This is a genomic window from Stutzerimonas sp. KH-1 (assembly GCF_054483855.1).
This window is the reverse complement of record NZ_CM137011.1, coordinates 2,925,178-2,945,939: the sequence shown is the minus strand read 5'-3', so window position 1 is coordinate 2,945,939 and position 20,762 is coordinate 2,925,178. Positions and strand designations below refer to the sequence as shown.

Annotated in this window: 21 protein-coding genes; 13 read left to right on the top strand and 8 right to left on the bottom strand. The window is 65.1% G+C overall.

Annotated elements, in window-relative coordinates; genetic code table 11:
• Positions 1–72: 72 nt before the first annotated feature.
• The 7 genes from ACX1DW_RS14260 to argH all read right to left on the bottom strand — a co-directional run bounded on the left by ACX1DW_RS14260 (position 73) and on the right by argH (position 7,752).
• Positions 73–2,895, bottom strand: a complete 2,823-nt coding sequence (locus tag ACX1DW_RS14260) for a class I adenylate cyclase (protein WP_458991727.1) — start codon at positions 2,893–2,895, stop codon at positions 73–75.
• A 167-nt stretch (positions 2,896–3,062) separates the two neighbouring features.
• The gene (locus tag ACX1DW_RS14255; protein WP_458991726.1) at positions 3,063–3,293 is read right to left on the bottom strand and encodes a TIGR02647 family protein; all 231 of its coding nucleotides are present in this window, start codon (positions 3,291–3,293) and stop codon (positions 3,063–3,065) included.
• Between the two features lie 78 nt (positions 3,294–3,371).
• Positions 3,372–3,815, bottom strand: coding sequence for a hypothetical protein (locus ACX1DW_RS14250; RefSeq protein WP_102839558.1), 444 nt, complete (start codon positions 3,813–3,815; stop codon positions 3,372–3,374).
• A 65-nt stretch (positions 3,816–3,880) separates the two neighbouring features.
• Positions 3,881–4,408 carry a hypothetical protein gene (locus ACX1DW_RS14245; protein ID WP_200601110.1) on the bottom strand — a complete coding sequence of 176 codons (528 nt, stop codon included), beginning with the start codon at positions 4,406–4,408 and terminating at the stop codon, positions 3,881–3,883.
• Positions 4,409–4,501: 93 nt separating this feature from the next.
• On the bottom strand, positions 4,502–5,650 hold the full coding sequence (locus ACX1DW_RS14240) for an NnrS family protein (RefSeq protein WP_458993408.1): 1,149 nt from the start codon (positions 5,648–5,650) through the stop codon (positions 4,502–4,504).
• A 35-nt stretch (positions 5,651–5,685) separates the two neighbouring features.
• Positions 5,686–6,165 carry a GNAT family N-acetyltransferase gene (locus tag ACX1DW_RS14235; RefSeq protein WP_458991725.1) on the bottom strand — a complete coding sequence of 160 codons (480 nt, stop codon included), beginning with the start codon at positions 6,163–6,165 and terminating at the stop codon, positions 5,686–5,688.
• A 192-nt stretch (positions 6,166–6,357) separates the two neighbouring features.
• Positions 6,358–7,752 (bottom strand): argininosuccinate lyase, encoded by a 1,395-nt coding sequence (argH, locus tag ACX1DW_RS14230; protein ID WP_458991724.1) that lies wholly within the window; start codon positions 7,750–7,752, stop codon positions 6,358–6,360.
• Between the two features lie 207 nt (positions 7,753–7,959).
• Here argH and ACX1DW_RS14225 point away from each other — a divergent pair, with 207 nt between their 5' ends.
• The 9 genes from ACX1DW_RS14225 to ACX1DW_RS14185 all read left to right on the top strand — a co-directional run bounded on the left by ACX1DW_RS14225 (position 7,960) and on the right by ACX1DW_RS14185 (position 16,300).
• Entirely contained in the window at positions 7,960–9,018 is a 1,059-nt protein-coding gene (locus ACX1DW_RS14225) for a sensor histidine kinase (RefSeq protein WP_063539589.1), read from the top strand.
• Entirely contained in the window at positions 9,015–9,761 is a 747-nt protein-coding gene (locus tag ACX1DW_RS14220) for a LytR/AlgR family response regulator transcription factor (RefSeq protein ID WP_102839563.1), read from the top strand. The genes ACX1DW_RS14225 and ACX1DW_RS14220 overlap by 4 nt, the downstream gene beginning before the upstream one ends.
• A gap of 155 nt (positions 9,762–9,916) precedes the next feature.
• Positions 9,917–10,855 carry a hydroxymethylbilane synthase gene (hemC, locus tag ACX1DW_RS14215; protein ID WP_102839564.1) on the top strand — a complete coding sequence of 313 codons (939 nt, stop codon included), beginning with the start codon at positions 9,917–9,919 and terminating at the stop codon, positions 10,853–10,855.
• Positions 10,852–11,622: a uroporphyrinogen-III synthase gene (locus tag ACX1DW_RS14210; protein ID WP_458991723.1), complete on the top strand. Its 771-nt coding sequence runs from the start codon at positions 10,852–10,854 to the stop codon at positions 11,620–11,622. Before hemC ends, ACX1DW_RS14210 begins: the two co-directional genes overlap by 4 nt.
• Positions 11,623–11,638: 16 nt before the next feature.
• Positions 11,639–12,814, top strand: coding sequence for a uroporphyrinogen-III C-methyltransferase (locus ACX1DW_RS14205; RefSeq protein WP_458991722.1), 1,176 nt, complete (start codon positions 11,639–11,641; stop codon positions 12,812–12,814).
• The gene (locus ACX1DW_RS14200; protein ID WP_102839567.1) at positions 12,811–14,031 is read left to right on the top strand and encodes a heme biosynthesis HemY N-terminal domain-containing protein; all 1,221 of its coding nucleotides are present in this window, start codon (positions 12,811–12,813) and stop codon (positions 14,029–14,031) included. Before ACX1DW_RS14205 ends, ACX1DW_RS14200 begins: the two co-directional genes overlap by 4 nt.
• A gap of 119 nt (positions 14,032–14,150) precedes the next feature.
• Positions 14,151–14,642, top strand: coding sequence for a disulfide bond formation protein B (locus ACX1DW_RS14195; RefSeq protein ID WP_063539595.1), 492 nt, complete (start codon positions 14,151–14,153; stop codon positions 14,640–14,642).
• A gap of 252 nt (positions 14,643–14,894) precedes the next feature.
• On the top strand, positions 14,895–15,362 hold the full coding sequence (locus tag ACX1DW_RS14190; RefSeq protein ID WP_063539596.1) for an Rsd/AlgQ family anti-sigma factor: 468 nt from the start codon (positions 14,895–14,897) through the stop codon (positions 15,360–15,362).
• 104 nt (positions 15,363–15,466) lie between these two features.
• Entirely contained in the window at positions 15,467–16,300 is an 834-nt protein-coding gene (locus tag ACX1DW_RS14185) for an AlgP family protein (RefSeq protein ID WP_458991721.1), read from the top strand.
• On the opposite strand, the gene ACX1DW_RS14180 is transcribed toward ACX1DW_RS14185, so the two are convergent.
• Positions 16,276–16,752, bottom strand: coding sequence for a TIGR02444 family protein (locus tag ACX1DW_RS14180; protein ID WP_458991720.1), 477 nt, complete (start codon positions 16,750–16,752; stop codon positions 16,276–16,278). The two genes, ACX1DW_RS14185 and ACX1DW_RS14180, sit on opposite strands and share 25 nt — an antisense overlap.
• A gap of 68 nt (positions 16,753–16,820) precedes the next feature.
• Between ACX1DW_RS14180 and ACX1DW_RS14175 the strand changes: the two genes are divergently transcribed.
• Genes ACX1DW_RS14175 through ACX1DW_RS14160 form a run of 4 tightly spaced genes read left to right on the top strand, consistent with a single transcriptional unit; the run spans position 16,821 to position 20,752 of the window.
• On the top strand, positions 16,821–18,731 hold the full coding sequence (locus ACX1DW_RS14175) for an ATP-binding cassette domain-containing protein (protein WP_200600446.1): 1,911 nt from the start codon (positions 16,821–16,823) through the stop codon (positions 18,729–18,731).
• The gene (locus tag ACX1DW_RS14170; protein ID WP_458991719.1) at positions 18,728–19,312 is read left to right on the top strand and encodes a mechanosensitive ion channel domain-containing protein; all 585 of its coding nucleotides are present in this window, start codon (positions 18,728–18,730) and stop codon (positions 19,310–19,312) included. The genes ACX1DW_RS14175 and ACX1DW_RS14170 overlap by 4 nt, the downstream gene beginning before the upstream one ends.
• A 3-nt stretch (positions 19,313–19,315) precedes the next feature.
• On the top strand, positions 19,316–20,077 hold the full coding sequence (locus tag ACX1DW_RS14165; RefSeq protein ID WP_102839571.1) for a TerC family protein: 762 nt from the start codon (positions 19,316–19,318) through the stop codon (positions 20,075–20,077).
• Between the two features lie 42 nt (positions 20,078–20,119).
• Positions 20,120–20,752: a LysE family transporter gene (locus ACX1DW_RS14160; protein ID WP_011911768.1), complete on the top strand. Its 633-nt coding sequence runs from the start codon at positions 20,120–20,122 to the stop codon at positions 20,750–20,752.
• The last annotated feature ends 10 nt before the right edge of the window (positions 20,753–20,762 follow it).

Below are 20,762 nucleotides of genomic sequence, written 5' to 3'. Positions count from 1 at the left end.
GCATCATGCTGCTGGTTCGTCGGGCCAGAACCTCGCGCCGCGACGTTCACTGAGGCCCACGCCAGTTTCCCTCTATTGTTCCAAGACCGCGTTCAGTGCCGCCTCCAGCCGCGACTTGTAACGCAGGTATTGCACCGTCTGGCTACGGCCGCTTCCGTGCAAACCGGAGAGGTCAAGATCGGTGATGTAACAGGGGTAGCGTTCGCCCGCGCGGCGGTGCGCGAGGATCGTGCGCGCCACGGCGGCGAACAGGTCGGCACCGTGCTCAAGGCCGGAAAATTCCTGCTGGTTGCAGTACAGCGTGACCTGGGAGCGGCCGTTCTCGCTCGCATCGACGATGGCTTGCACGTCATAGAACGGATCGTTGATCTCGCCTTGCGGCAGCGGCCGGCGTTCCAGCTGCGCAGGTTGCGTGGTGCTGGCGGGGCGGATGCGGTAGATCAGGATTGCCGGATCGGTGGTCTCCGCCATGGTGGCGGTCTGCTGCGCCCTGCGCCGATAGAGCATCGATTCGAGAAAGCGCAGCAATGGCTTGAGCAGCGAACGCTCGTCGCGATAAGGCAATGTCTGCTGCCAGAGCGCGTTGCATTCGTCGAGTACGCTCAGCTCCGCCGTTTCGCCCAGGCTACGGTAGAACACCTGCAGGCAGCCCGGGCGGCCTTGGGCCAGCATCAGCGCCAGTTCCTCACCTTCCAGCGCCTTGCGATCGAGCTGCAGCGGGCTGTAGGCGTGGTGCGCCTCGGCGAGATGTTCAACCAGCGCGTCGCGGTCGTTCAGGCTGCTCACGCGCAGGCTGTCGTGGTCACGCTGCAGCACGTGGAAGTGCTGACGGACCTGCAGCAGGTAGCGGGCAGCCGGGGCGGCGGCGAGGCTGGCGCACGCATCGTGGAATATTTCTTCGACGCGCCGGCCGATGGCCTGGCCGCGGTTGCGGGCGAAGCAGAATACCTGCAGCTGCGGCTCCGTCTCGCGTGTCGTCTGCTCGACATAGTCGCGCAGGCATTGTGGCAGGGCTGTCGGTCCCTCGTAGCGGGTCACCATCAGCTCGTTCCAGCTGTTGAGGGTGATCTGATCGATGCTCAGTACGAGGTTTTCCGGTGCCGCATTCTGGATGGCCTGTTCGGCGATCGTCGGCTGCTCCGGTGCAAGCTGCATCGGATCCAGCCCGACATTGACCAGCAGCAGTATGCGGCTGGGGCGGCAGGCGGCGAGCAGCGCTTCCTCGCTGACCGGCTGCAGGGGAAGGGGCAGTACGCGGCGCAGATCGCTGAACAGCGCGAACAGCTCTGCCTCGCTCAGGCCGCTGTCGCCGGGAAACAGCGACAGGTGGGTACTGGCATCGACGACACCGTTGCGATGGCACCAGGCGAGCAGCGCGACGAGTTCGCGCGCGCGCTTGAGCGGGGCGTAATTGGACAGCTCCGGTGCCGTGAGCTGCCCCTGGTAGAGCGACCAATGGGCATCGCCTGCGGCATCGTAGCCGTGGACGAGCGTCAGGCTGTCTTCGCTCATGTCGGGCGATATGCCGAGGTTGATCACCTCCACCTTGCCGGCCTTGCGCTCGATGGCGGCGTACAGGCGGCGCCCCAGTACGCCGAGGTCGCGGCTGGTGAGCGCGCTGGTCGCCTGCAGGCGACGGGTGAACTCACTGAGAAAGCGGTAGCCATAGGTCAGCTCGTTGACCAGCGCGCGGCGCTCCTGGCTGACCTGCCGGACTTTCCAGCGGCTGCGGTTGTCGAGCAGGGAGAACTGTTTTTCGTCCCAGCGCCAGTCACGGGTAAAACGTTCCAGCAGGATGCGCTGCCAGCTCTTGCTGCGGTTGACCGGTGGCCGGCTCAGTGGTCGGTTGATCTTCAGATACAGGCAACGTCGGGCCAGCTCCAGGCGCTCACGGTCGCCGCGCTCACTGAGGTAGCGTTCGATGGCCTGGTAGGCAGCGATGTAGGGGTCGAGTTCGTCCAGCGCGTCGAGGCGACCCTGATAGATGGCTTGCTTGAAATCCAGCGCCAGGCAGCGCAATTGTGGGTACTGGCTGGCGTAGACCTCGACCAGCAGAAGCTTGAACAGCGACTTGTAGGGCGCGTCGATGGCCTTGTACAGCTGCCAGAGGCCGGCACCGACGAACTCCCCTGGCGGCACCTGGCCAAGGTGGCCGAGATCGAGCACTTCGTCGGCGCGCACGAAGCGCTTGGCCAGCAGCGTCGCGACGTATTCGGCGTAGCGATGCTCTTCGTAATCCGGCACCAGCCACCAGAGTGGTGTGCAACCACCGAGCCAGAGCGCGGTGCGGTAGAACTCGTCGAGCAACAGGTAATGCTGGGTGGTGCCGCAGTCATCGGAAGTCAGCTTGGCTTCGCGCTGGCCCTGGGTGAAGCGCTGCGGGTCGACCAGAAAGAAGTGCGCCTCGCTGCCCTGGCTCGCGGCCCAGCTGCGTAGCAGCTCGCACTTGCGATGCAGTTCCTCGATCTGCTGCGTCGTCAGCTCCGGATCGTGGCAGACCCAAACGTCCAGATCGCTGTGCTCATCCTGCGCGACGGTGCCCAGGCTACCCATCAGGAACAGGCCAAGGATGGGTTGGAGTGTCTTGCCGCGCACCGGTTTGTAGGCGAACGAGCGGCTCAGGCGCTGGGCTTCGGCCAGTTGCTCGGCATCCGGCTCGAAATGGGCCAGCCCGGCGGGAGTACTTGCCGAGACGTAGCCGGGCAGTATCGGATGGTTGACGTGAAACAACAGCGGCAGCAGCTTGAGTACCTGCTGCTGTCGGGTCGACATGGCCTGAGCGGCGCGCTCCAGACGTGCACTGTTGATGGCCAGAAAGCGCGCCCGCAGCGTGGCCAGCACCTTGCGGTCGATGCCGTCTTCGAGAATCGGGTGGATGTGCTGGGTGCGGGTCATGGTGGTTCGTGCAGGCGAGGCTAACCCCTGTTCATCGGCCACTTGGCGTGCGGCTTGAGGCGGGGCGCAAGTTTGCCAGCTGTGAGCGACCAACGGCCAGGGCCGGCATCATCCGTAACCCTGGACTGGCGAAGCGGAACGGCAATGTGGTGTCAGGCCGTGGCGGTTTACGAGAGGATGGTAAGCAGGGTCTGCGCCTGTTCAGCGGCGTCGCGGCCAAGGCTGGTGAGGTAGCCGCCATCGTTCTGGGTGATCAGTCCCTTGGCGTGGAGGCGGCCGAACGCGGCGATGGTGGACGGGCTGGCATCGTGATGCACTTTCAGCCCTTCCTGCAGGTTTTCCAGATTGAACTGGCAAAGCACTTCCAGTTCGGCGACCAACTCAGGGGTGTACGACATGCTCGCTCCTCGGGTGGTGGGCTCATGCCCTGTCCGCTGAGTGTAGATGCTGGCGGCGACCCTGCCTTGATCCAGGTCCTATTCGGATGCCTGCGGCAGTTCCGGCAGCTTGCGCAGCATGGCCTCGTAGGCGGCACCGTCGAAAGGGCGGTCTTCGCTGAGCATCGCGCGGATCTCGTGGGCGAGGACCAGCGCCATCATCTGCAGGCATTCGTCGCGCTCGTAGCCGACCAGCGTCAGCTTGTTCAGCGTGGCCTGGGTGGCCGCGGGCTCACCGGCTTCAAGCTGGTTCTCGATCGCCTGGATCAGGGTCTCTTCGGCGAACGCTTCATCTTCATCGTTGCTGGGTGTGTCTTGCGCCATGGCAGGTATCTCGTCGAGCGGGGCCGGATTTTCTGCGTCCAGCTGGCATATCGTGCAGCTACCGTCATCCGGGCGGTTGGTTTCGACGTAGCGTACCCGGCGCTGAGCGGCCTGGCGATCGGCATCGACGCGATAGCGGGGGCGGTCTGGATCGGACATGGGTTTCTCCATAGGGATGCATCCAGCTAAGCACCGGCTGCCCCGTGAAGCAATGCCGCGGCGCGTCAGTCCATCAGGCTGAGGGCCAGGCAGAGCAGGCCGAATGCGCTCCAGACCAGCGAGAAGATGATCGGCGTGCGCAGTGAAAACAGCAGGGTGCGCTTGTAGCGAGGCCCGCCGACCGGGCTGCTGCCTTCGCCGAACAGCGCCGATTCGTTGTTCGGCAGCATGCCGACGCGGCCTTCGAGCTGCAGCAGTTCGGACTGTTTCTGATGCCAGCGCTCGATGACGTCGAAATTGGACTTGATGCCGGGCATCGCGTGCAGCGACGTGATGAGGCCGAGCACCGAGAGAATCGCCGGCACCACCAGACGGAACAGCTCGCCCCACTCAGGGTTGCTGTTGGCCATCGACGAGGCGAAGGCAATCATCAGGAACGATTGCGACGACAGGTAGGCGCTGGTGCGCTCGGCCAGCAGGGAGGATTCGAAATGGATTTCGGAGCGGTAAAACATCAGGCGCTCCTTGGGCGAGTCGAAAAGCTCGGCGCCCTGGGTGTCCTGGTTCAGCAGCAGGGTGCGCAGGTCGGTCATGCAGGCCTCGGCGAATGCGGCGGCGGACATGGGAGCAGTCGCCGTCGGTTGCATGTAGGTCAAGCGTAACGCGCGAGAGTTCCGGCCGGTGACTCAGCGGTCAGCTTTACCGCGATGGCTGTCCGCGTGTGCCTCGCGACAACGCCAGAGCAGCAAGGCCAGCGCCAGAAAGGCCAGCGACCAGCAGCCGGCGGCGAGCAGTAGCCAGTCCTGCTGAGGCTGATTCAGCAGGGCTGGCAGCACACGTGCCAGCGCCGCCAGGCTGATCAGCAGCGCCACCGGCTGTATCCAGGGCTGGGCCGCGGGATCGCGGAACCGGTAGAGCAGCCGGGTGCGGGCCATGACCGCGAAGGTCAGGCTGCCCAGCGCGCCGACGGTCAAGGCGTGCAGCGTTGCGTTCAATGGCAGCGCCGGTAGCAGCGTACCCAGGCCAAGCAATAGCAGGCCAATGGCGAGCCAGGCATAGCCGAGCAGCAGGGTCAGGAGGTCCGAACGTGCGCAGCGCCAGGGTTGCCAGCGCAGCAGGCGGATGGCCGTGAGTAGGGCGGTGGCGACCAGTACGGCGCCGGTCACTTGCTGGGTGAGCGGCCAGGGCAGGAGGTTCAGCAGCAGCGCGAGGCCGAGCAGGATCAGCACGGCGCCTTCGATATGTGGCTGCACTCGCGCATCCAGTCGCCATCCCCTGCTCTGCGCGTAACCGGCGATCGCTGGCGCGATGATTCGTCCGCCCATGAAGAACATCAGGATGGCGACCAGTAGCAGCGCCTCCCCCAGCATGAGCCGGTCGAAGCCAGCTGCAAAGCCGCCGCTGGCGATGGCGCTGAGCAGGCCAAGTCCGGCAACCACCGGGGCAACCGTCTGGTTACGCCACTTTTTCGCGGCGCCGAGAAAGCGCGGCAACACACTCCAGGCAAGTCCGGCAGCAAAGGCGCCGGCGCTGGCCAGTGCCAGCCACGAACCCGGCCACAGCAGGAAGCTCAGTCGTGCCAGCGCCCAGCAGCCGAGCAAAGTCAGGGTAAAGCGCAGTGGCTGCGGGCCGAGCAGGTATCCGGCGATCACCGCCAGGGCGAAGCCGAAGAGCATCTCGTGGGCGTGACCCGCGGAGGTGGCGAGTCCGGGCAGCGCGGGAAGCAGACCAAGTAGCGCCAGTACCGAATACGGCAGGATCAGCGCCGCGTAGAGCGCGGCAGCCGGGAAGAACCAGGCGTTGGCAAAGGGCAGGCGCGCCTTGCGTGGCGGCAGCGCAGCGGCTGACGCAGGCGAACTCGAGCGATCGCTCAACCCGCCGCGAACTCTGACAGAGCGTCGCCGGTCAGGCGGTAGCCGATCCACTCGTTCTGCGGCCTGGCGCCGATGGATTCGTAGAAGTCGATGGCTGGCTGATTCCAGTCCAGCACCGACCACTCGAAGCGCCCGCAGCCGCGTGCCACCGCCAGTTTGGCCAGATAACGCAGCAGCGCCTTGCCGGCGCCGACGCCGCGCTGCTGCGGGGTGACGTAAAGGTCTTCCAGATACAGGCCGTGCTTGCCCAGCCAGGTCGAGTAGTTGAAGAAGTACACCGCATAGCCGATCGGCTCGCCGTCCAGCTCGCAGATCAAACCATGGGCGCTGCTGCCGTCGGCGAACAGGCTGTTCTCGATGCCGGCGACATCGGTCTGGACCTCGTGCTCGGCCTTTTCATAGATGGCCAGATCGGTGATGAAGCGCAGGATCAGTGCGGCATCTTCGCGAACCGCGGGGCGAATGTCGAGGGGCATCTCAATCTTCCTGAACGGGAGAGGGTGAGCGCATTGTTGCGCCAGTTGGCGGGCTTGTGAGGATGGTCATCGCCTGCCGCTTGAACCGCACATTGGCCCGGCGGCGGTCACCGAGCTGTAGCGCCATACGGCGCGACAGCCCGGGTCGGCCGCAAGCTGAACAGCCGACCGCAAGCGGTCGGCCGACTCCGGTCAGCGGGACGCGAGCAGCGCCTGGCCGCGCTTGACCGCGGCGCGCACCTGATTAGGCGCCGTGCCGCCGATATGGTCACGAGCGTTCACCGAGCCTTCCAGGGTCAGCACGGCGAACACGTCGTCGCCGATCTGATCGCTGAACTGGCGCAGTTCGTCGAGGCTCATCTCGGCCAGATCCTTGCCGGTCTGTACGCCGTACTTCACCGCATGGCCGACGATCTCGTGGCAGTCGCGGAAGGGCAGGCCTTTGCGCACCAGGTAGTCGGCCAGGTCCGTGGCGGTGGAGAAGCCGCGCAACGCCGCCTCGCGCATGATTTCGCGCTTGGGCTTGATCGCCGGAACCATGTCGGCAAAGGCGCGCAGGCTATCGCGCAGGGTGTCGGCGACGTCGAACAGCGGCTCCTTGTCTTCCTGGTTGTCCTTGTTGTAGGCCAGCGGCTGGCCCTTCATCAGCACCAGCAGGCCGGCCAGCGCGCCAAATACGCGGCCAGTCTTGCCGCGTACCAGCTCGGGCACGTCGGGGTTTTTCTTCTGCGGCATGATCGAGGAGCCGGTGCAGAAACGGTCGGGCAGGTCGATGAACTGGAACTGGGCGGAGGTCCAGAGCACCAGCTCTTCGGAGAAGCGCGACAGGTGCATCATCGCCAGCGAGGCGGCGGCGCAGAATTCGATGGCGAAATCGCGATCGGAGACGCCGTCCAGCGAATTGCCGGAGATCGCTTCGAAACCCAGCAGCTCACAGGTGATTTCCCGCTGGATAGGGTAGGTAGTGCCGGCGAGGGCAGCCGAGCCCAGCGGCATGCGGTTGGTGCGCTTGCGGCAGTCGACCAGACGCTCGTAGTCACGCGAGAGCATCTCGAACCAGGCCAGCAGATGGTGGCCGAAGGTCACCGGCTGGGCGGTCTGCAGGTGGGTGAAACCGGGCATGATGGTGTCGGCTTCGGCTTCGGCGAGACCCAGCAGACCCTGCTGCAGACGGGTGATTTCGCCGAGGATCAGGTCGATTTCGTCACGCAGCCACAGGCGGATGTCGGTGGCGACCTGGTCGTTGCGCGACCGGCCGGTGTGCAGCTTCTTGCCGACGATGCCGATGCGGTCGGTCAGGCGCGCCTCGATGTTCATGTGCACGTCTTCCAGGTCGACGCGCCAGTCGAAGGTGCCGGCCTCGATCTCGCTCTGGATGTCCTTGAGGTTGGTGATGATCTGCTCGCGCTCATCGGCGCTCAGCACGCCGGCCTTTTCCAGCATGGTGGCGTGAGCGATCGAGCCCATGATGTCGTGGCGGTAGAGGCGCTTGTCGAACTCGACGGAGGCGGTGAATCGGGCGACGAAGGCGTCGACGGGCTCGCTGAAACGGCCGCCCCAGGACTGGTTGGTCTTGTCGGTGCTCATGAATGCGCTCGCTGAAATCCGAAGGCTGAGGAAAGGCGGCGATGATAACAGGGATGGCGCTGCGGGCGGGCACACCGGACGCAGCCGTGCGAAGGGTGAGCTGGCTGGCAAATCCGCACGATTTCGCCTTTGCCGGCGGGTGCTTGGCTTGCCGTCACCGAGGCGTGCAAGGAAACTCCCGGCAGGTCGATCCACAGGCTGATCCGCGTGAAAACCACCGCCGTATCCGATGATTTCTTCGTTCCCGAGCTGTGCCAGCCCGAGGCCTTGCTCGGCCTTGTCCTGCTCGCCGAGCTGCTGGTGTTCGTGCTGGTACTGGCCGAACCGATGCAACCGGGCTTCGACTGGATGCGCCTGGCGCTGACCTCGTTGTTCGTGCAGTGGATCGTGCTGCTGTCGGCCGGCACCATGTGCCTGCTGCGTCCGCTGTTGGCGCGGCTCCGCGCGGCGTTGGCCGGGCTGGCGTGCTGCGCGCTGGTGGTCGGGCTGACCCTGGCCTGCACCGCCGTGGCCGATATCTACCAGCTCGGTGGCCCGATCTCGCGTGACGGCGAGGTCAACCTTTACCTGCGGCACGCGCTGATCAGCCTGATCATGTCGGGCCTGCTGCTACGCTATTTCTATCTGCAAAGCCAGTGGCGGCGGCAGGAGCAGGCCGAGCTGCGGGCACGGATCGAATCGCTGCAGGCGCGCATTCGTCCGCACTTCCTGTTCAACAGCCTCAACAGCATTGCCGCGCTGGTGGCCAGCGATCCGGCCAAGGCCGAGCAGGCGGTGCTGGACCTGTCCGACCTGTTTCGCGCCAGCCTGGCGCGGCCGGGCACGCTGGTGGCCTGGCGTGACGAACTGGAGCTGTCGCGCCGCTACCTGTCGATCGAACAGTACCGCTTGGGCGACCGGCTGCAGATGGACTGGCGGGTCGACAGCGTACCGGACGACCTGCCGATTCCGCAGCTGACGCTGCAGCCGCTGCTGGAGAATGCGCTGGTCTATGGCATTCAGCCACGTATCGACGGCGGTCTGGTCAGCGTAGCCGCTGAATACGTCGATGGTGTGTTTCAGTTGGTGGTCAGCAACCCGTTCGACGAAACCGCTCAAGCGCAGGCTTCACGGGGTACGCGGCAGGGTTTGCAGAACATCGACGCACGATTAGCGGCACTTTTCGGTCCGCTAGCGAGTCTCAGCGTGGAGCGCCGTGAAGGCCGCCATTACACATGTCTACGCTATCCATGTGCGAGACAAACGCAGGAAGCCAGATCTATATGAATGTCCTGATTGTCGATGACGAACCTCTAGCCCGCGAGCGCCTCAGCCGACTGGTAGGTGACCTCGACGGCTATCGTGTCCTCGAGCCTGCTGCCAGCAATGGCGAAGAAGCACTGACGCTGATCGAGGAACTGCGCCCTGATATCGTGCTGCTGGATATCCGCATGCCCGGGCTCGATGGTCTGCAGGTTGCAGCCAAGCTTTGCGAGACGGATGCGCCGCCAGCGGTGATTTTCTGTACTGCCCATGATGAATTCGCCCTGGATGCCTTCCAGGTCAGCGCGGTTGGCTATCTGGTCAAGCCGGTGCGCCCGGAGCACCTGTCCGAGGCGCTGAAGAAGGCCGAGCGGCCCAATCGCGTTCAGCTCGCTGCCTTGACCCGTCCGGCTGCGGTGTCCGGTGCCGGGCCGCGCAGCCACATCAGCGCGCGCACCCGCAAGGGCATCGAGCTGATTCCGCTGGACCAGGTGATCTACTTCATCGCCGACCACAAGTACGTCACCCTGCGCCACGTTGGTGGCGAGGTGCTGCTGGACGAGCCGCTCAAATCCCTTGAAGACGAGTTCGGTGAACGCTTCGTGCGCATCCATCGCAACGCGCTGGTGTTCCGCGATCGGATCGAGCGTCTGCAGCGCACGCCGCTCGGGCACTTCCAGCTGTTCCTCAAGGGACTCGATGGCGAGGCGTTGACCGTGAGTCGGCGCCACGTGGCCGGTGTGCGCAAGCTGATGCAGAACCTCTGAGCCAGCACGGCTCGCTGCGTTGGTGACCGTCAGCTGTTACGGCTGGCGGGCTCCGGCGTGGTGGCGTGACAGCGCGCTTTACTTGATTCCGGCCAACCCAGGCTGGTTGTCCGGCCTGTTATCATCGTCGGCAATTCACTGTTCTGGAATTGTCCATGTCTCGCGAAATTCGCATCGCCACCCGCAAGAGTGCCCTGGCCCTGTGGCAGGCCGAATACGTCAAGGCGCGCCTGGAGGCGTCGCACCCGGGGCTCAAGGTCAGCCTGGTGCCGATGGTCAGCCGCGGCGACAAACTGCTCGACGCACCGCTGGCGAAGATTGGCGGCAAGGGTCTGTTCGTCAAGGAACTGGAAACGGCACTGATGGAGAACGAAGCGGACATCGCCGTGCACTCCATGAAGGACGTGCCGATGGAATTTCCCGAAGGGCTGGGCCTGTACTGCATCTGCGAGCGTGAAGATCCGCGTGATGCCTTCGTCTCCAACCACTTCGACGACCTCGATGCGCTGCCGCCCGGCAGCGTGGTCGGCACCTCGTCGCTGCGTCGCCAGGCCCAGCTGCTGGCGCGGCGGCCGGACCTGAAAATCCAGTTCCTGCGCGGCAACGTCAACACCCGACTGGCCAAGCTCGATGCAGGTGAGTACGACGCCATCATCCTCGCTGCCGCCGGGCTGATCCGCCTTGGCTTCGGTGAGCGCATCCGCTCCAGCATCAGCGTGGACGAGAGCCTGCCGGCCGGCGGTCAGGGCGCGGTCGGCATCGAATGCCGTACCACCGACAGCGAACTGCACGCGCTGCTGGAATGCCTGAACCACGCGCCGACCGCGACTCGTGTCGTAGCCGAACGCGCCTTGAACAAGCGCTTGAACGGCGGCTGCCAGGTGCCGATCGCCTGTTACGCGGTGCTCGAAGGCGAGCAGCTATGGTTGCGCGGATTGGTCGGCCAGCCGGACGGCACCGTGCTGCTGCGCGCCGAAGGCCGGGCGCCTGCCGCCGAAGCCGAGGCGTTGGGCGTGCAGGTCGCCGAGGAGCTGCTGGCCCAGGGTGCCGAGCAGATCCTCAAGGCGGTCTATGGCGAGGCTGGTCACGCGTGACTGGCTGGCGCCTGCTGCTGACCCGGCCGGCCGAAGAATGCGAGGCGCTGGCGGCAACACTCGCCGAAGCCGGCGTGCACAGCGCCAGTCTGCCGCTGCTGGCGATCGAGCCGTTGCCGGAAAAGGCCGAGCAGCGTGCGACGATCCTCGAGCTGGATCGCTATTGCGCCGTCATCGTGGTCAGCAAACCGGCTGCCCGGCTGGGCCTGGAGCTGCTCGACCGCTATTGGCCGCAGCCCCCGTTCGGTCAAGCCTGGTTCAGCGTCGGTGGCGCCACCGGGGCGATCCTCGAAGCCTATGGGCTGGATGTCAGCTGGCCCGAGCGGGGTGACGACAGCGAGGCGCTGCTGGCGCTGCCGCAGTTGGAACACGCGCTGGCCCGGCCCGATCCGAAGGTGCTGATCCTGCGTGGCGAGGGTGGCCGCGAGTTTCTCGCCGAGACATTGCGCGCGCGCGGGGTGCAGGTGGATATCCTCGAACTGTACCGGCGCTACCTGCCCGATTACCCCGTGGGAACACTTGCCGCCACGCTCCGCTCGGAACGGCTCAACGGCCTGGTGGTCAGCAGTGGGCAGGGTTTGCTGTCGCTGCGTGAGCTGGCGGCCGATACCTGGCCCGAAATGCTTGAGCTACCCTTGTTCGTACCCAGTCCGCGGGTGGCGGAGATGGCTCGGCAGCTGGGCGCCAAACGAATTGTGGATTGCCGCGGCGCCAGCGCCGCGGCCTTGCTGGCGGCGTTGCGGGAGACCGCGGTGACCGCCTCCTGAAGCAAAGGATGGAAACGTGAGCGAAGCAGACTCCAAGAAAGAATCGCTGCAACCCCCCGCCAGTGAGCCGACCCCCGCCGTCGATCCGGTCAAACCCGCCAAGCCTACGCCATCCCGGCCGGCTTCCAGCAGTGGCGGGAAGGCTCTTGCGGCTCTGGCGCTGCTGGTCGGCCTGGGCGGTGTGGCGCTTGGCGGCTATGGCGTCTGGCAGCTGCAGCAGCTTGGCGCCGACGAGGATCGTCAGCTCGAAGCCCTGCAGAGCACCGATGAGAAGACTCGCCAGCTGGCCGAGCGTGATCGTGAACTGGCGGCACGTCTCGGCCGTCTGGAGCAACTGCCTTCGGCCAGTGAGCTGGAGGAGCGGCGGCGTATGCTGGCGACGCTGCAGAGCGATCAGCAGCGCCTTTCCGGCCGGGTTGAGCAGGTGCTCGGCGCGAGCCGCGAGGAGTGGCGCTTGGCCGAAGCTGAACACTTGCTGCGCATGGCGATGCTGCAGCTGTCGGCCATGCAGGACGTGAAAAGCGCCGAAATGCTGGTTCACGAAGCCGATCTGATCCTGCAGAAGCAGGACGATCCCGCTGCCTACAGCACGCGGCAGAAACTGCTGGAAGGGCTCGAAGGCCTGCGAAGCCTGCCGGAGCTCGATCGCACCGGGCTGTTTCTGCAGCTCGGCGCCTTGCGTGGGCAGACTGCTCAGCTCAGCGCACTGGCACCGGAGTTCGTCAATGGCGAGGCGCAGCCGGAAAGCGCCCAGGACAGCCGCTGGCAACGCTGGCTGAACGAGCTGACGCGCTACGTGCGGGTGGACTTCGACGCCAGTGCCGACGTCAAGCCGCTGCTTGCCGGGCAGACCCTGGGCCAAGTGCGTCTGGCTCTTTCGCTGGCTATCGAGCAGGCCCAGTGGGCGGTGCTCAATGGCAATGCCGAGGTCTACCGGCAGTCACTGGAGCAGGCCAGCTCGGTGCTCAAGGATCACTTCAGTGAAGACAATGGCCAGGCTCGAGGTCTGCGCAAGCGTCTCGAAGAGCTTTCGCAGCGCGAGGTGGAGGTGACCCTGCCCGATCTTGCGCCGGCGCTGGAGGCGTTGCAGGCCTACGTACAGAAGCGTGAACGCCGCGACGCGGGCGATGCAGGCGAAGCGCCCGCCCAGCCCGAGACGCAGGATGCCGAGCAGGAGGCCCAGCGCACATGAAAAGATTGGCGTTGCTACTCATTCTGCTGCTTGCCGTCGCCGGATTCCTCGGCTGGGCGATCAGCCAGAGCGCTGGCTACGTGCTGATCACATATGATCAGTTCCGCTACGAGTCGAGCTTCTGGGTCTTCCTTGCCCTGGTCGCAAGCCTGTGGCTGGTGGCCGTTGTGGTGCACTGGCTGCTGGGGCTGTTGCAAATCTCCGGTGCGCTGGTCAACCCATGGTCGCGTCGCCATCGCGAACGACGCGTGGAGAAGGCGTCCCGCAGCGGCCTGCGCGAGCTTGCCGAAGGCCAATGGGCTCCGGCGCTCAATCACCTGCAACTGGCCGCCGAGAAGGATCGCCAGCCGTTGGTGCATTATCTGGGGGCAGCGCGGGCGGCCAACGAGCTGGGCGAGTATGCCCAGAGCGATGAGCTGCTGCAGAAGGCTCGCGAGCGTGAACCCGAGGCGGCGTTGGCTATCGGCCTGACTCAGGCGCAGCTGCAGATTGCTCGCGGCCAGTATGTCGAGGCGCGCGCCTCGCTCAGCGAGCTGCAGAACGACCATCCGCGACATCCCTATGTACTGACGCTGCTGCAACAGCTGTATGTCCAGCTCGAGGACTGGGCAGCGCTGTGTCGGCTGCTACCGGAGCTGCGCAAGCATCGCGTGCTGCCAGCGGCGAAGCTCAGCGAGCTGGAAGTGCTGGCCTGGACGGCGGCGGTCGAACAGGCCGGGCAGCCGTCCGAGCTGGCTCCCGAGGCGAGCATCGAGGCGCTGAATCAGCGTTGGCAGACCGTCCCCAGCGCGCTGCGAGGGGAGCCACTGGTGGTGCGCGCCTACGCCGACGGGCTCGCTCGCCTCGGTGCCCAGGGGAAAGCCGAGGAGGTTCTCTACGCGGCTATCAAACGGCAGTACGACGATCGACTGGTAGAACGCTACGGCCGCGTACTCGGGCGTGATCCGGCGCGCCAGCTGGCGCATGCCGAAGGCTGGCTCAAGGATCACCCGCAAAACCCCGTGCTGCTGCTTGCGCTGGGACGGCTCAGCCTGCGCAACGAGCTATGGGGCAAGGCGCGCGACTATTTCGAGGCGAGCCTACGCTTCGACCACCGCCCGGAAACCTGCGCCGAGCTGGCGCGTCTCCTGGCGCAACTGGGCGATACCGAAAGCAGCAATCGCCTGTTCCAGCAGGGCGTCGGTTTGCTCGATCGCAATCTGCCCGCGACTCTGTGACCGGCTCGTCAGGTCCGCCATGTGCCGGGCTTGACGCTTGCGCGCGTCTTTCTCGCCGCTTGTAAGGCTGTCCAGGTTTCCACTACCGTAGCGGACTTTCCCTCGCAAGCGGAGCCACCATGCGTCTGGCCAGCCCACGTTCCCTGTTCCTTCTCGCCTTTATCGGAAGCGCGCTGCTGATCGTCGTTGCGCTCTACATGGAACACGTAATGGGGCTGGCGCCGTGCCCACTGTGCATTGTCCAGCGCATCTGCGTGATCGCCTTCGGTCTGACCTGCCTGGTGGCTGCGATTCACGGGCCGGCCAAGACCGGGCGGCGCGTTTACGCTGGTGTCGGCCTGTTGTTCGTACTGTTCGGCAGCGCCACTGCCATTCGCCAGATCTGGTTGCAGAGTGTGCCGGCCGATCAGCTGCCGAGCTGCCTGCCGAGCCTGGAATACATGATGGAAGCGTTGCCCTTCCAGGAAATCGCCCGTCTGGTGCTGCACGGCACCGCGGAGTGTGCCGAAGTGAGCTGGACGATGCTGGGGCTGAGCATTCCCGAGTGGAGTCTACTGGCCTTCATCGGCATGGCCATTGTCTGTCTGGCGCAGCTATTGCGCCGCGACTGAGCAAAACTTTCCTTCTTACCGTCGAACTCCCGTTGCGCTAGCAGGGTCTTCTCATGGACGTGCAGCGGCTAGGTGCGCTTGTGAGATTCGTCGGCTTTTCGCTTGATGCATCGAGCAGCGCGGCATAGTCTGCTCCTGCGGTGACGGATTTTCGCCATCCGCTGCCGCCACTCACCCAGGGCCGATACCGAAAGACAGAAAAACGTCTCGGAATGGCGTAAAAGCATCATCGATTAGGGAAGTGAGGACATCATGCTCGAGAGCTGTCGCAATGCCCAGGAACGCTGGGGTGGTGTACATCTGCTGATCGATCGCTGGCTGCACGAGCGCCATGCACTGATCAATGCCTATCACGAGTTGCATACCGATCGCGACGCGACCGCTCGACAGGCACTGCAGCGGTTCTGCGAATACCTGGTCGACTACGTCTCGGCCGGCCACTTCGAAATCTACGAACAACTGCTCGCCGAGGCCGAAGCGTTCGGCGATGCTCGCGCGATCGAGTTGGCCAAGCAGATCTACCCGCGTATCGAGACCATCACCAAGGTTGCGTTGGGCTTCAATGATCGTTGCGAGAAGGGCGATTGCCTGGGTAGCCCAGGCTTGGCCGACGAGCTCAAGCAGCTGGGCCAGCTGCTGCATGAGCGCTTCGAGCTGGAAGACTGCCTGATCGAAGTCCTGCATAACGCGCACAAACAGGCAGACGCCACTACCGCATGAGATGGTGGCCATGTCGCTGCCGGCCGGAGCCGCTCGGCGGGCGCTGGCGGCGCTAGAGCCGGCCGTCTAGTATGGGGGCACCGTTCCTGCCAGGAGGCGCCTCCATGCCCGCGAAGAAGAAGTCGGTTACCACCCCGCTGCATTTGCTGCAGCAGCTTTCCCTCAGTCTGATTGACCACCTTGACCAGGCCTGCGCTCGGGCGATCAAGGATGCCGAAAGCACGCTTGCCAAGCTGCAGAAGCAGCGAGGCAAGGCTCAGGACAAGCTGACCAAGGTCCGTGCCAAGCTGGACGACGCCGGCAATGCGGGCAAGGCCAAGGCACAGGTCAAGGCGCGCTCCCGGCTCGGCGAGTTGGAAGAGTCCCTCGCATTGCTGCAGAGCCGGCAGAGCGAAACCCTGACCTACCTGGCCGATCTCAAGCGCGATTCTGAGCAGAGCCTGAAGCTGGCCCAGGGTATCCGCAAGGTTGCCGATGATGCTGACAAGGCCTTGCGCAGCCAGTCTGCGACTGCTGTCAAGCCCGCCGCACCCTCCCGTCCGGCTGCGCGCAAGCCTGCTAGCAAGGTCGCCCCGGCTGCAGCCAAATCGGCAGCATCCGCCAAGGCCCCGACCACCAAGGCAGCGACGGCGCCGGCTGCTAAAGCGCCAGCCAAGGCTCCGGCAAAAGCTCCGACCAAGACAGCCGCGAAGACCTCGGCCGCTGCCGCGGCCAAGCCTGCGGCTACACGCCCTGCAACGGCTAAGGCTCCAGCCCGTGCACGCTCGGCCACTGTGGCCAGCCCCGCTGCTGCCGCGCAATCCGCCAACAAGGCTGCGCCCGTTGCGGCTGAGGCAGCGGCCAAGCCCACGGCAGCCAAGCCCGCGGCGAAAAAGCCTGCTGCTCGCAAGCCTGCAGCCAAACGCACCGCGACTCAGAAAGCTGCCAGCTCCAGCTGAGTCTGATAAGCCGCGTTGCGCAGGGTTTCCAGCGCAACGTGGCAACTACCTTTCGGCCCAAGAGCGCTCAACCACTGGTCGGCACCCGCGCTTTCGCTCCATTCGCAGCTCGCCGTCTGCAGCCGCTGCAGCAGGCTGCGCTCAGCTTGCAGTTCGAGCGTCTTGAGCGCTTCGCGCAGTTCTCGCAAGGCTTCGTCCTGTTCTGCCGGCGAGCGCCATGCCTGGCGCAGTTCGCGCAGTGGCTCCACCACCCTGTGTCGCCAGGGTGCGGCGACTTCTTCCAGCGCACGCATCCGCTCCGGACTGCATGCCACTCCGCGTACCTCCAGCCAGGCCGCGCAGATCAGCACACAGACATCCGCCCCCTGACTTTGCAGTTCCAGGCAGGCGGTCTCGACCCCCTCTCGTGCGTAACAGTGCAGGGCGAAGGTCCAGAGATCAGGGTTGAGCATAAGTGGTACGCCTTTTTTTTCGGCCGCCCGGCTGGCTTTCCAGGCGAACTGATAAACTCGCCGCCATTATGATCCGACTTCAGAACCTCACTCTACAGCGTGGCCCTCAGCGTTTGCTGGAAGGCGCCGAGCTGACCCTGCATCCCGGCCAGAAGGCCGGCCTGGTCGGTGCCAACGGTGCCGGCAAATCCACACTCTTCGCCCTGCTGCGTGGCGAGCTGGTGCCCGATGGTGGCGACTGCCAGCTGCCGCCGGATTGGCGCATCGCGCACATGCGCCAGGAGATCGATACCCTCGACCGCCTGGCGGTAGATTACGTGCTCGACGGCGACGTCGAGTTGCGTCGTATCCAGCGCGACCTGGCTGCTGCCGAGCAGGCTCATGACGGCAACGCCCTGGCGCGCCTGCACAGCGAGCTGGACAATGCCGACGGTTACAGCGCCGATGCACGGGCGCGCAAGCTGCTCGCCGGGTTGGGCTTTTCCAACGAACAGATGGCGCTGCCGGTCGGTAGCTTTTCCGGTGGCTGGCGCATGCGTCTGAATCTGGCGCAGGCGCTGATGTGTCCGTCGGACCTCCTGCTGCTGGACGAGCCGACCAATCACCTCGACCTGGATGCGATCCTCTGGCTCGAGGACTGGCTCAAGGGCTATCCCGGCACGCTGCTGCTGATCTCCCACGACCGCGACTTTCTCGACGCGGTGGTCGACCACGTCATCCACCTGGAGCAGCGCAAGCTGACCCTTTATCGCGGCGGCTACTCGGCGTTCGAACGCACCCGCGCCGAGCGTCTGGCCCAGCAGCAGCAGGCCTACGAGAAGCAGCAGGCGCAGCGCGCGCACATGGAAAGCTTCATCCGCCGCTTCAAGGCCAAGGCGACCAAGGCGCGCCAGGCACAGAGCCGGATCAAGGCGCTGGAACGGCTGGAAGAGCTGGCCCCGGCGCACGTTGATTCGCCGTTCGATTTCCGTTTCCGCGAAGCCGACAAGGTCTCCAGTCCGTTGCTGGATCTGGCTGAGGGCCGCCTCGGCTATGGCGACAAGCTGGTGCTGGACAAGGTCAAGCTGCAGCTGGTGCCCGGCGCACGGATCGGCCTGCTCGGTCCCAACGGTGCCGGCAAGTCGACCCTGATCAAGACGCTCTCCGGCGAGCTATCGCCCCTCGGCGGCCGCCTGCAGCGCGGCGAGAACCTGGTGGTCGGCTACTTCGCCCAGCACCAACTCGATTCGCTCGACCCCAAGGCCAGCCCGCTGCTGCACCTGCAGCGCATCGCCGCCAATGAGCGTGAGCAGACGCTGCGCGATTTCCTCGGCGGCTTCGATTTCCGCGGCGATCGTTGCGACGAGCCGGTGTTGAACTTCTCCGGTGGCGAGAAGGCGCGCCTGGCGCTGGCGCTGATCGCCTGGGGCAAGCCCAACCTGCTGCTGCTCGACGAACCGACCAACCACCTCGACCTGGAAATGCGCCTGGCACTGACCCTGGCGCTGCAGGATTTCGAAGGCGCGGTGCTGGTGGTGTCCCACGACCGCCATCTGCTCAAGAGCACTACCGACGAATTCCTGCTGGTGGCCGATGGCCGAGTGCAGGACTTCGACGGCGATCTCGAGGATTACGCGCGCTGGCTGGTGGACTACCGGGCGCGCCAGCAACCCATAGCGAGCGGCGAGCCTGCCGTGGACAAGACCGACAAGCGTGCCCAGCGCCAAGCGGCGGCTGCGCTGCGTCAGCAGCTGGCGCCGCACAAGCGCCAGGCCGACAAGCTGGAGAAGGACCTGGCTGGCGTGCACGAAAAGCTGGCCGCCCTGGAAGCGCGGCTCGGCGACAGTGCGCTCTATGAGGCGGCGCGCAAGGACGAACTGCGTGAGCTGTTGGCCCAGCAGGCCGAGCTCAAGGTTCGCGAAGGCGAGCTGGAAGAGGCCTGGCTGGAAGCACTGGAAACCCTGGAAGCCCTGCAGGCGCAACTGGAGGCCAGCGCGTGAACGAGACCTGGTTGGCCTTGATCGAGGAGTGGCGCCTGCAGTGGATGCTGGGCCTGCAGGTGCTGCTGATCCTGTTGGTGGCGTACGTGCTGCAGCGCCTGGTCGTGCGCGGACTGACCCGGCTGTCGTCGCGCTATCCGCTGCCGCCGGAGTTGCTGATCCCGGTGCGCGGTGGTATCCGCTGGTTCATCATCGGCGGTGCTTTGATCATGGTGCTGGAACGTTTCGGCGTGTCCGCCACGGTGCTGTGGACCGCCATTTCCGGTTTCGTCGCGGTCGCGGCCATCGCCTTTTTCGCGATCTGGAGCGTGCTGTCCAACCTGCTCTGTGCCGTGCTGATCCTCACCGTCGGTCCGTTCCGCCTGGGCGACGTGGTGGAGATCGTCGAGGCGTTCGACAAGCCGATCGTCAAGGGACGCGTCATCGACATCAATTTGCTCTACACGACCCTCGAGGAAGCGGCCGAAGCCGGGACTGGCGCCATCGTCCAGGTGCCTAACAGCCTGTTCTTCCAGAAAGCCGTGCGCCGCTGGCGCGGCGGCGACATGCAACTTATCAACCCTCCCACCCCAGAGAAGTAACCTATGGAATGGCTCAGCAACCCTGAAATATGGGTCGCCTTTCTGACCCTGACTGCCCTGGAAATCGTCCTGGGCATCGACAACATCATCTTCATCTCGATTCTGGTCAGCCGCCTGCCCAAGGCGCAGCAGCCCAAGGCGCGCTTCTTCGGCCTGGCGCTGGCCATGGGCACGCGAATCCTGCTGTTGCTGTCCATCGCCTGGGTGATGCGCCTGACCAACGACCTGTTCACGGTGCTTGGGGAGGGTGTTTCCGGACGCGACCTGATCCTGTTCTTCGGTGGCCTGTTCCTCCTGTTCAAGAGCACCATGGAGATCTGGCACAGCGTCGAGGGCGAGGAAGAGGACCAGGCTGCTGGCAGCGGGGCAGTGAAGGCCGGGTTCCTCGGGGTCATCCTGCAAATCGCGGTGATCGATATCATTTTCTCGCTGGACTCGGTTATCACCGCGGTGGGCCTGGTGCAGAACGTTCCGGTGATGGTCGCCGCGATCGTCATCGCCGTGCTGGTGATGATGCTGGCGGCGGGTACCATCAGCGACTTCATCGACAAGCATCCGACGCTGAAGATTCTTGCCCTGTCGTTCCTCATCGTTGTCGGTACGCTACTCATTGCCGAAGCCTTCGATGTGCATGTGCCCAAGGGCTACGTCTACTTCGCCATGGCCTTCTCGCTGGGCGTCGAAGCGCTGAACATCCGCATGCGCAAGGCCATGAAGCGCAAGCTGAAGGAACCGGTGAAACTGGGCAAGGACATGCCGGACTGACCATCGCGCTAAGTTCGCGCGCTCGACCAAGGGAGACTGACCATGACGCTGGAAACCTGGCTAGCCTTTTTCGTCGCCTGTTGGGTGATCAGCCTGTCGCCGGGGGCCGGGGCCATCGCTTCGATGTCCTGCGGCTTGCAGTACGGCTTCTGGCGCGGCTACTGGAACGCCATCGGCTTGCAGCTGGCGCTGGTGCTGCAGATTGCCGTGGTCGCCGCCGGCGTCGGCGCGGTGCTGGCCACCTCGGAACTGGCGTTCGGCCTGATCAAGTGGTTCGGCGTCTGCTACCTGCTCTGGCTGGCCTGGAAGCAATGGCAGGCGCAGCCCGAAGCGCTGGATGATTCGGCGGCGCCGCGGCCCATCGGCCGGCCGCTGAGCCTGGTCTTGCGTGGCTTCCTGGTCAATGCCAGCAACCCCAAGGCGATCGTCTTCATTCTTGCGGTGCTGCCGCAGTTCCTCGATCCGCAGCGGCCGCTGCTGCTGCAGTACAGCGAGATGGCCGCGACCATGGTGGTGGTCGATCTGGTGGTCATGGCCGGCTACACCGGGCTTGCCGCCAAGGTGTTGCGCCTGCTGCGTACGCCGCGTCAGCAGCGCCTGGTCAACCGCAGCTTTGCCACCATGTTCGCCGGGGCGGCGGCCCTGCTGGCGACCGTTCGGCGCGCCGCGGCATGAGCGAGGCGGT

Coding starts and splice junctions, on each gene's coding strand:
- ACX1DW_RS14260 (WP_458991727.1), bottom strand. CDS start 2,895: ATGACCCGCACCCAGCACATCCACCCGATTCTCGAAGACGGCATCGAC.
- ACX1DW_RS14255 (WP_458991726.1), bottom strand. CDS start 3,293: ATGTCGTACACCCCTGAGTTGGTCGCCGAACTGGAAGTGCTTTGCCAG.
- ACX1DW_RS14250 (WP_102839558.1), bottom strand. CDS start 3,815: ATGTCCGATCCAGACCGCCCCCGCTATCGCGTCGATGCCGATCGCCAG.
- ACX1DW_RS14245 (WP_200601110.1), bottom strand. CDS start 4,408: ATGACCGACCTGCGCACCCTGCTGCTGAACCAGGACACCCAGGGCGCC.
- ACX1DW_RS14235 (WP_458991725.1), bottom strand. CDS start 6,165: ATGCCCCTCGACATTCGCCCCGCGGTTCGCGAAGATGCCGCACTGATC.
- argH (WP_458991724.1), bottom strand. CDS start 7,752: ATGAGCACCGACAAGACCAACCAGTCCTGGGGCGGCCGTTTCAGCGAG.
- ACX1DW_RS14220 (WP_102839563.1), top strand. CDS start 9,015: ATGAATGTCCTGATTGTCGATGACGAACCTCTAGCCCGCGAGCGCCTC.
- hemC (WP_102839564.1), top strand. CDS start 9,917: ATGTCTCGCGAAATTCGCATCGCCACCCGCAAGAGTGCCCTGGCCCTG.
- ACX1DW_RS14200 (WP_102839567.1), top strand. CDS start 12,811: ATGAAAAGATTGGCGTTGCTACTCATTCTGCTGCTTGCCGTCGCCGGA.
- ACX1DW_RS14195 (WP_063539595.1), top strand. CDS start 14,151: ATGCGTCTGGCCAGCCCACGTTCCCTGTTCCTTCTCGCCTTTATCGGA.
- ACX1DW_RS14190 (WP_063539596.1), top strand. CDS start 14,895: ATGCTCGAGAGCTGTCGCAATGCCCAGGAACGCTGGGGTGGTGTACAT.
- ACX1DW_RS14185 (WP_458991721.1), top strand. CDS start 15,467: ATGCCCGCGAAGAAGAAGTCGGTTACCACCCCGCTGCATTTGCTGCAG.
- ACX1DW_RS14180 (WP_458991720.1), bottom strand. CDS start 16,752: ATGCTCAACCCTGATCTCTGGACCTTCGCCCTGCACTGTTACGCACGA.
- ACX1DW_RS14175 (WP_200600446.1), top strand. CDS start 16,821: ATGATCCGACTTCAGAACCTCACTCTACAGCGTGGCCCTCAGCGTTTG.
- ACX1DW_RS14165 (WP_102839571.1), top strand. CDS start 19,316: ATGGAATGGCTCAGCAACCCTGAAATATGGGTCGCCTTTCTGACCCTG.
- ACX1DW_RS14160 (WP_011911768.1), top strand. CDS start 20,120: ATGACGCTGGAAACCTGGCTAGCCTTTTTCGTCGCCTGTTGGGTGATC.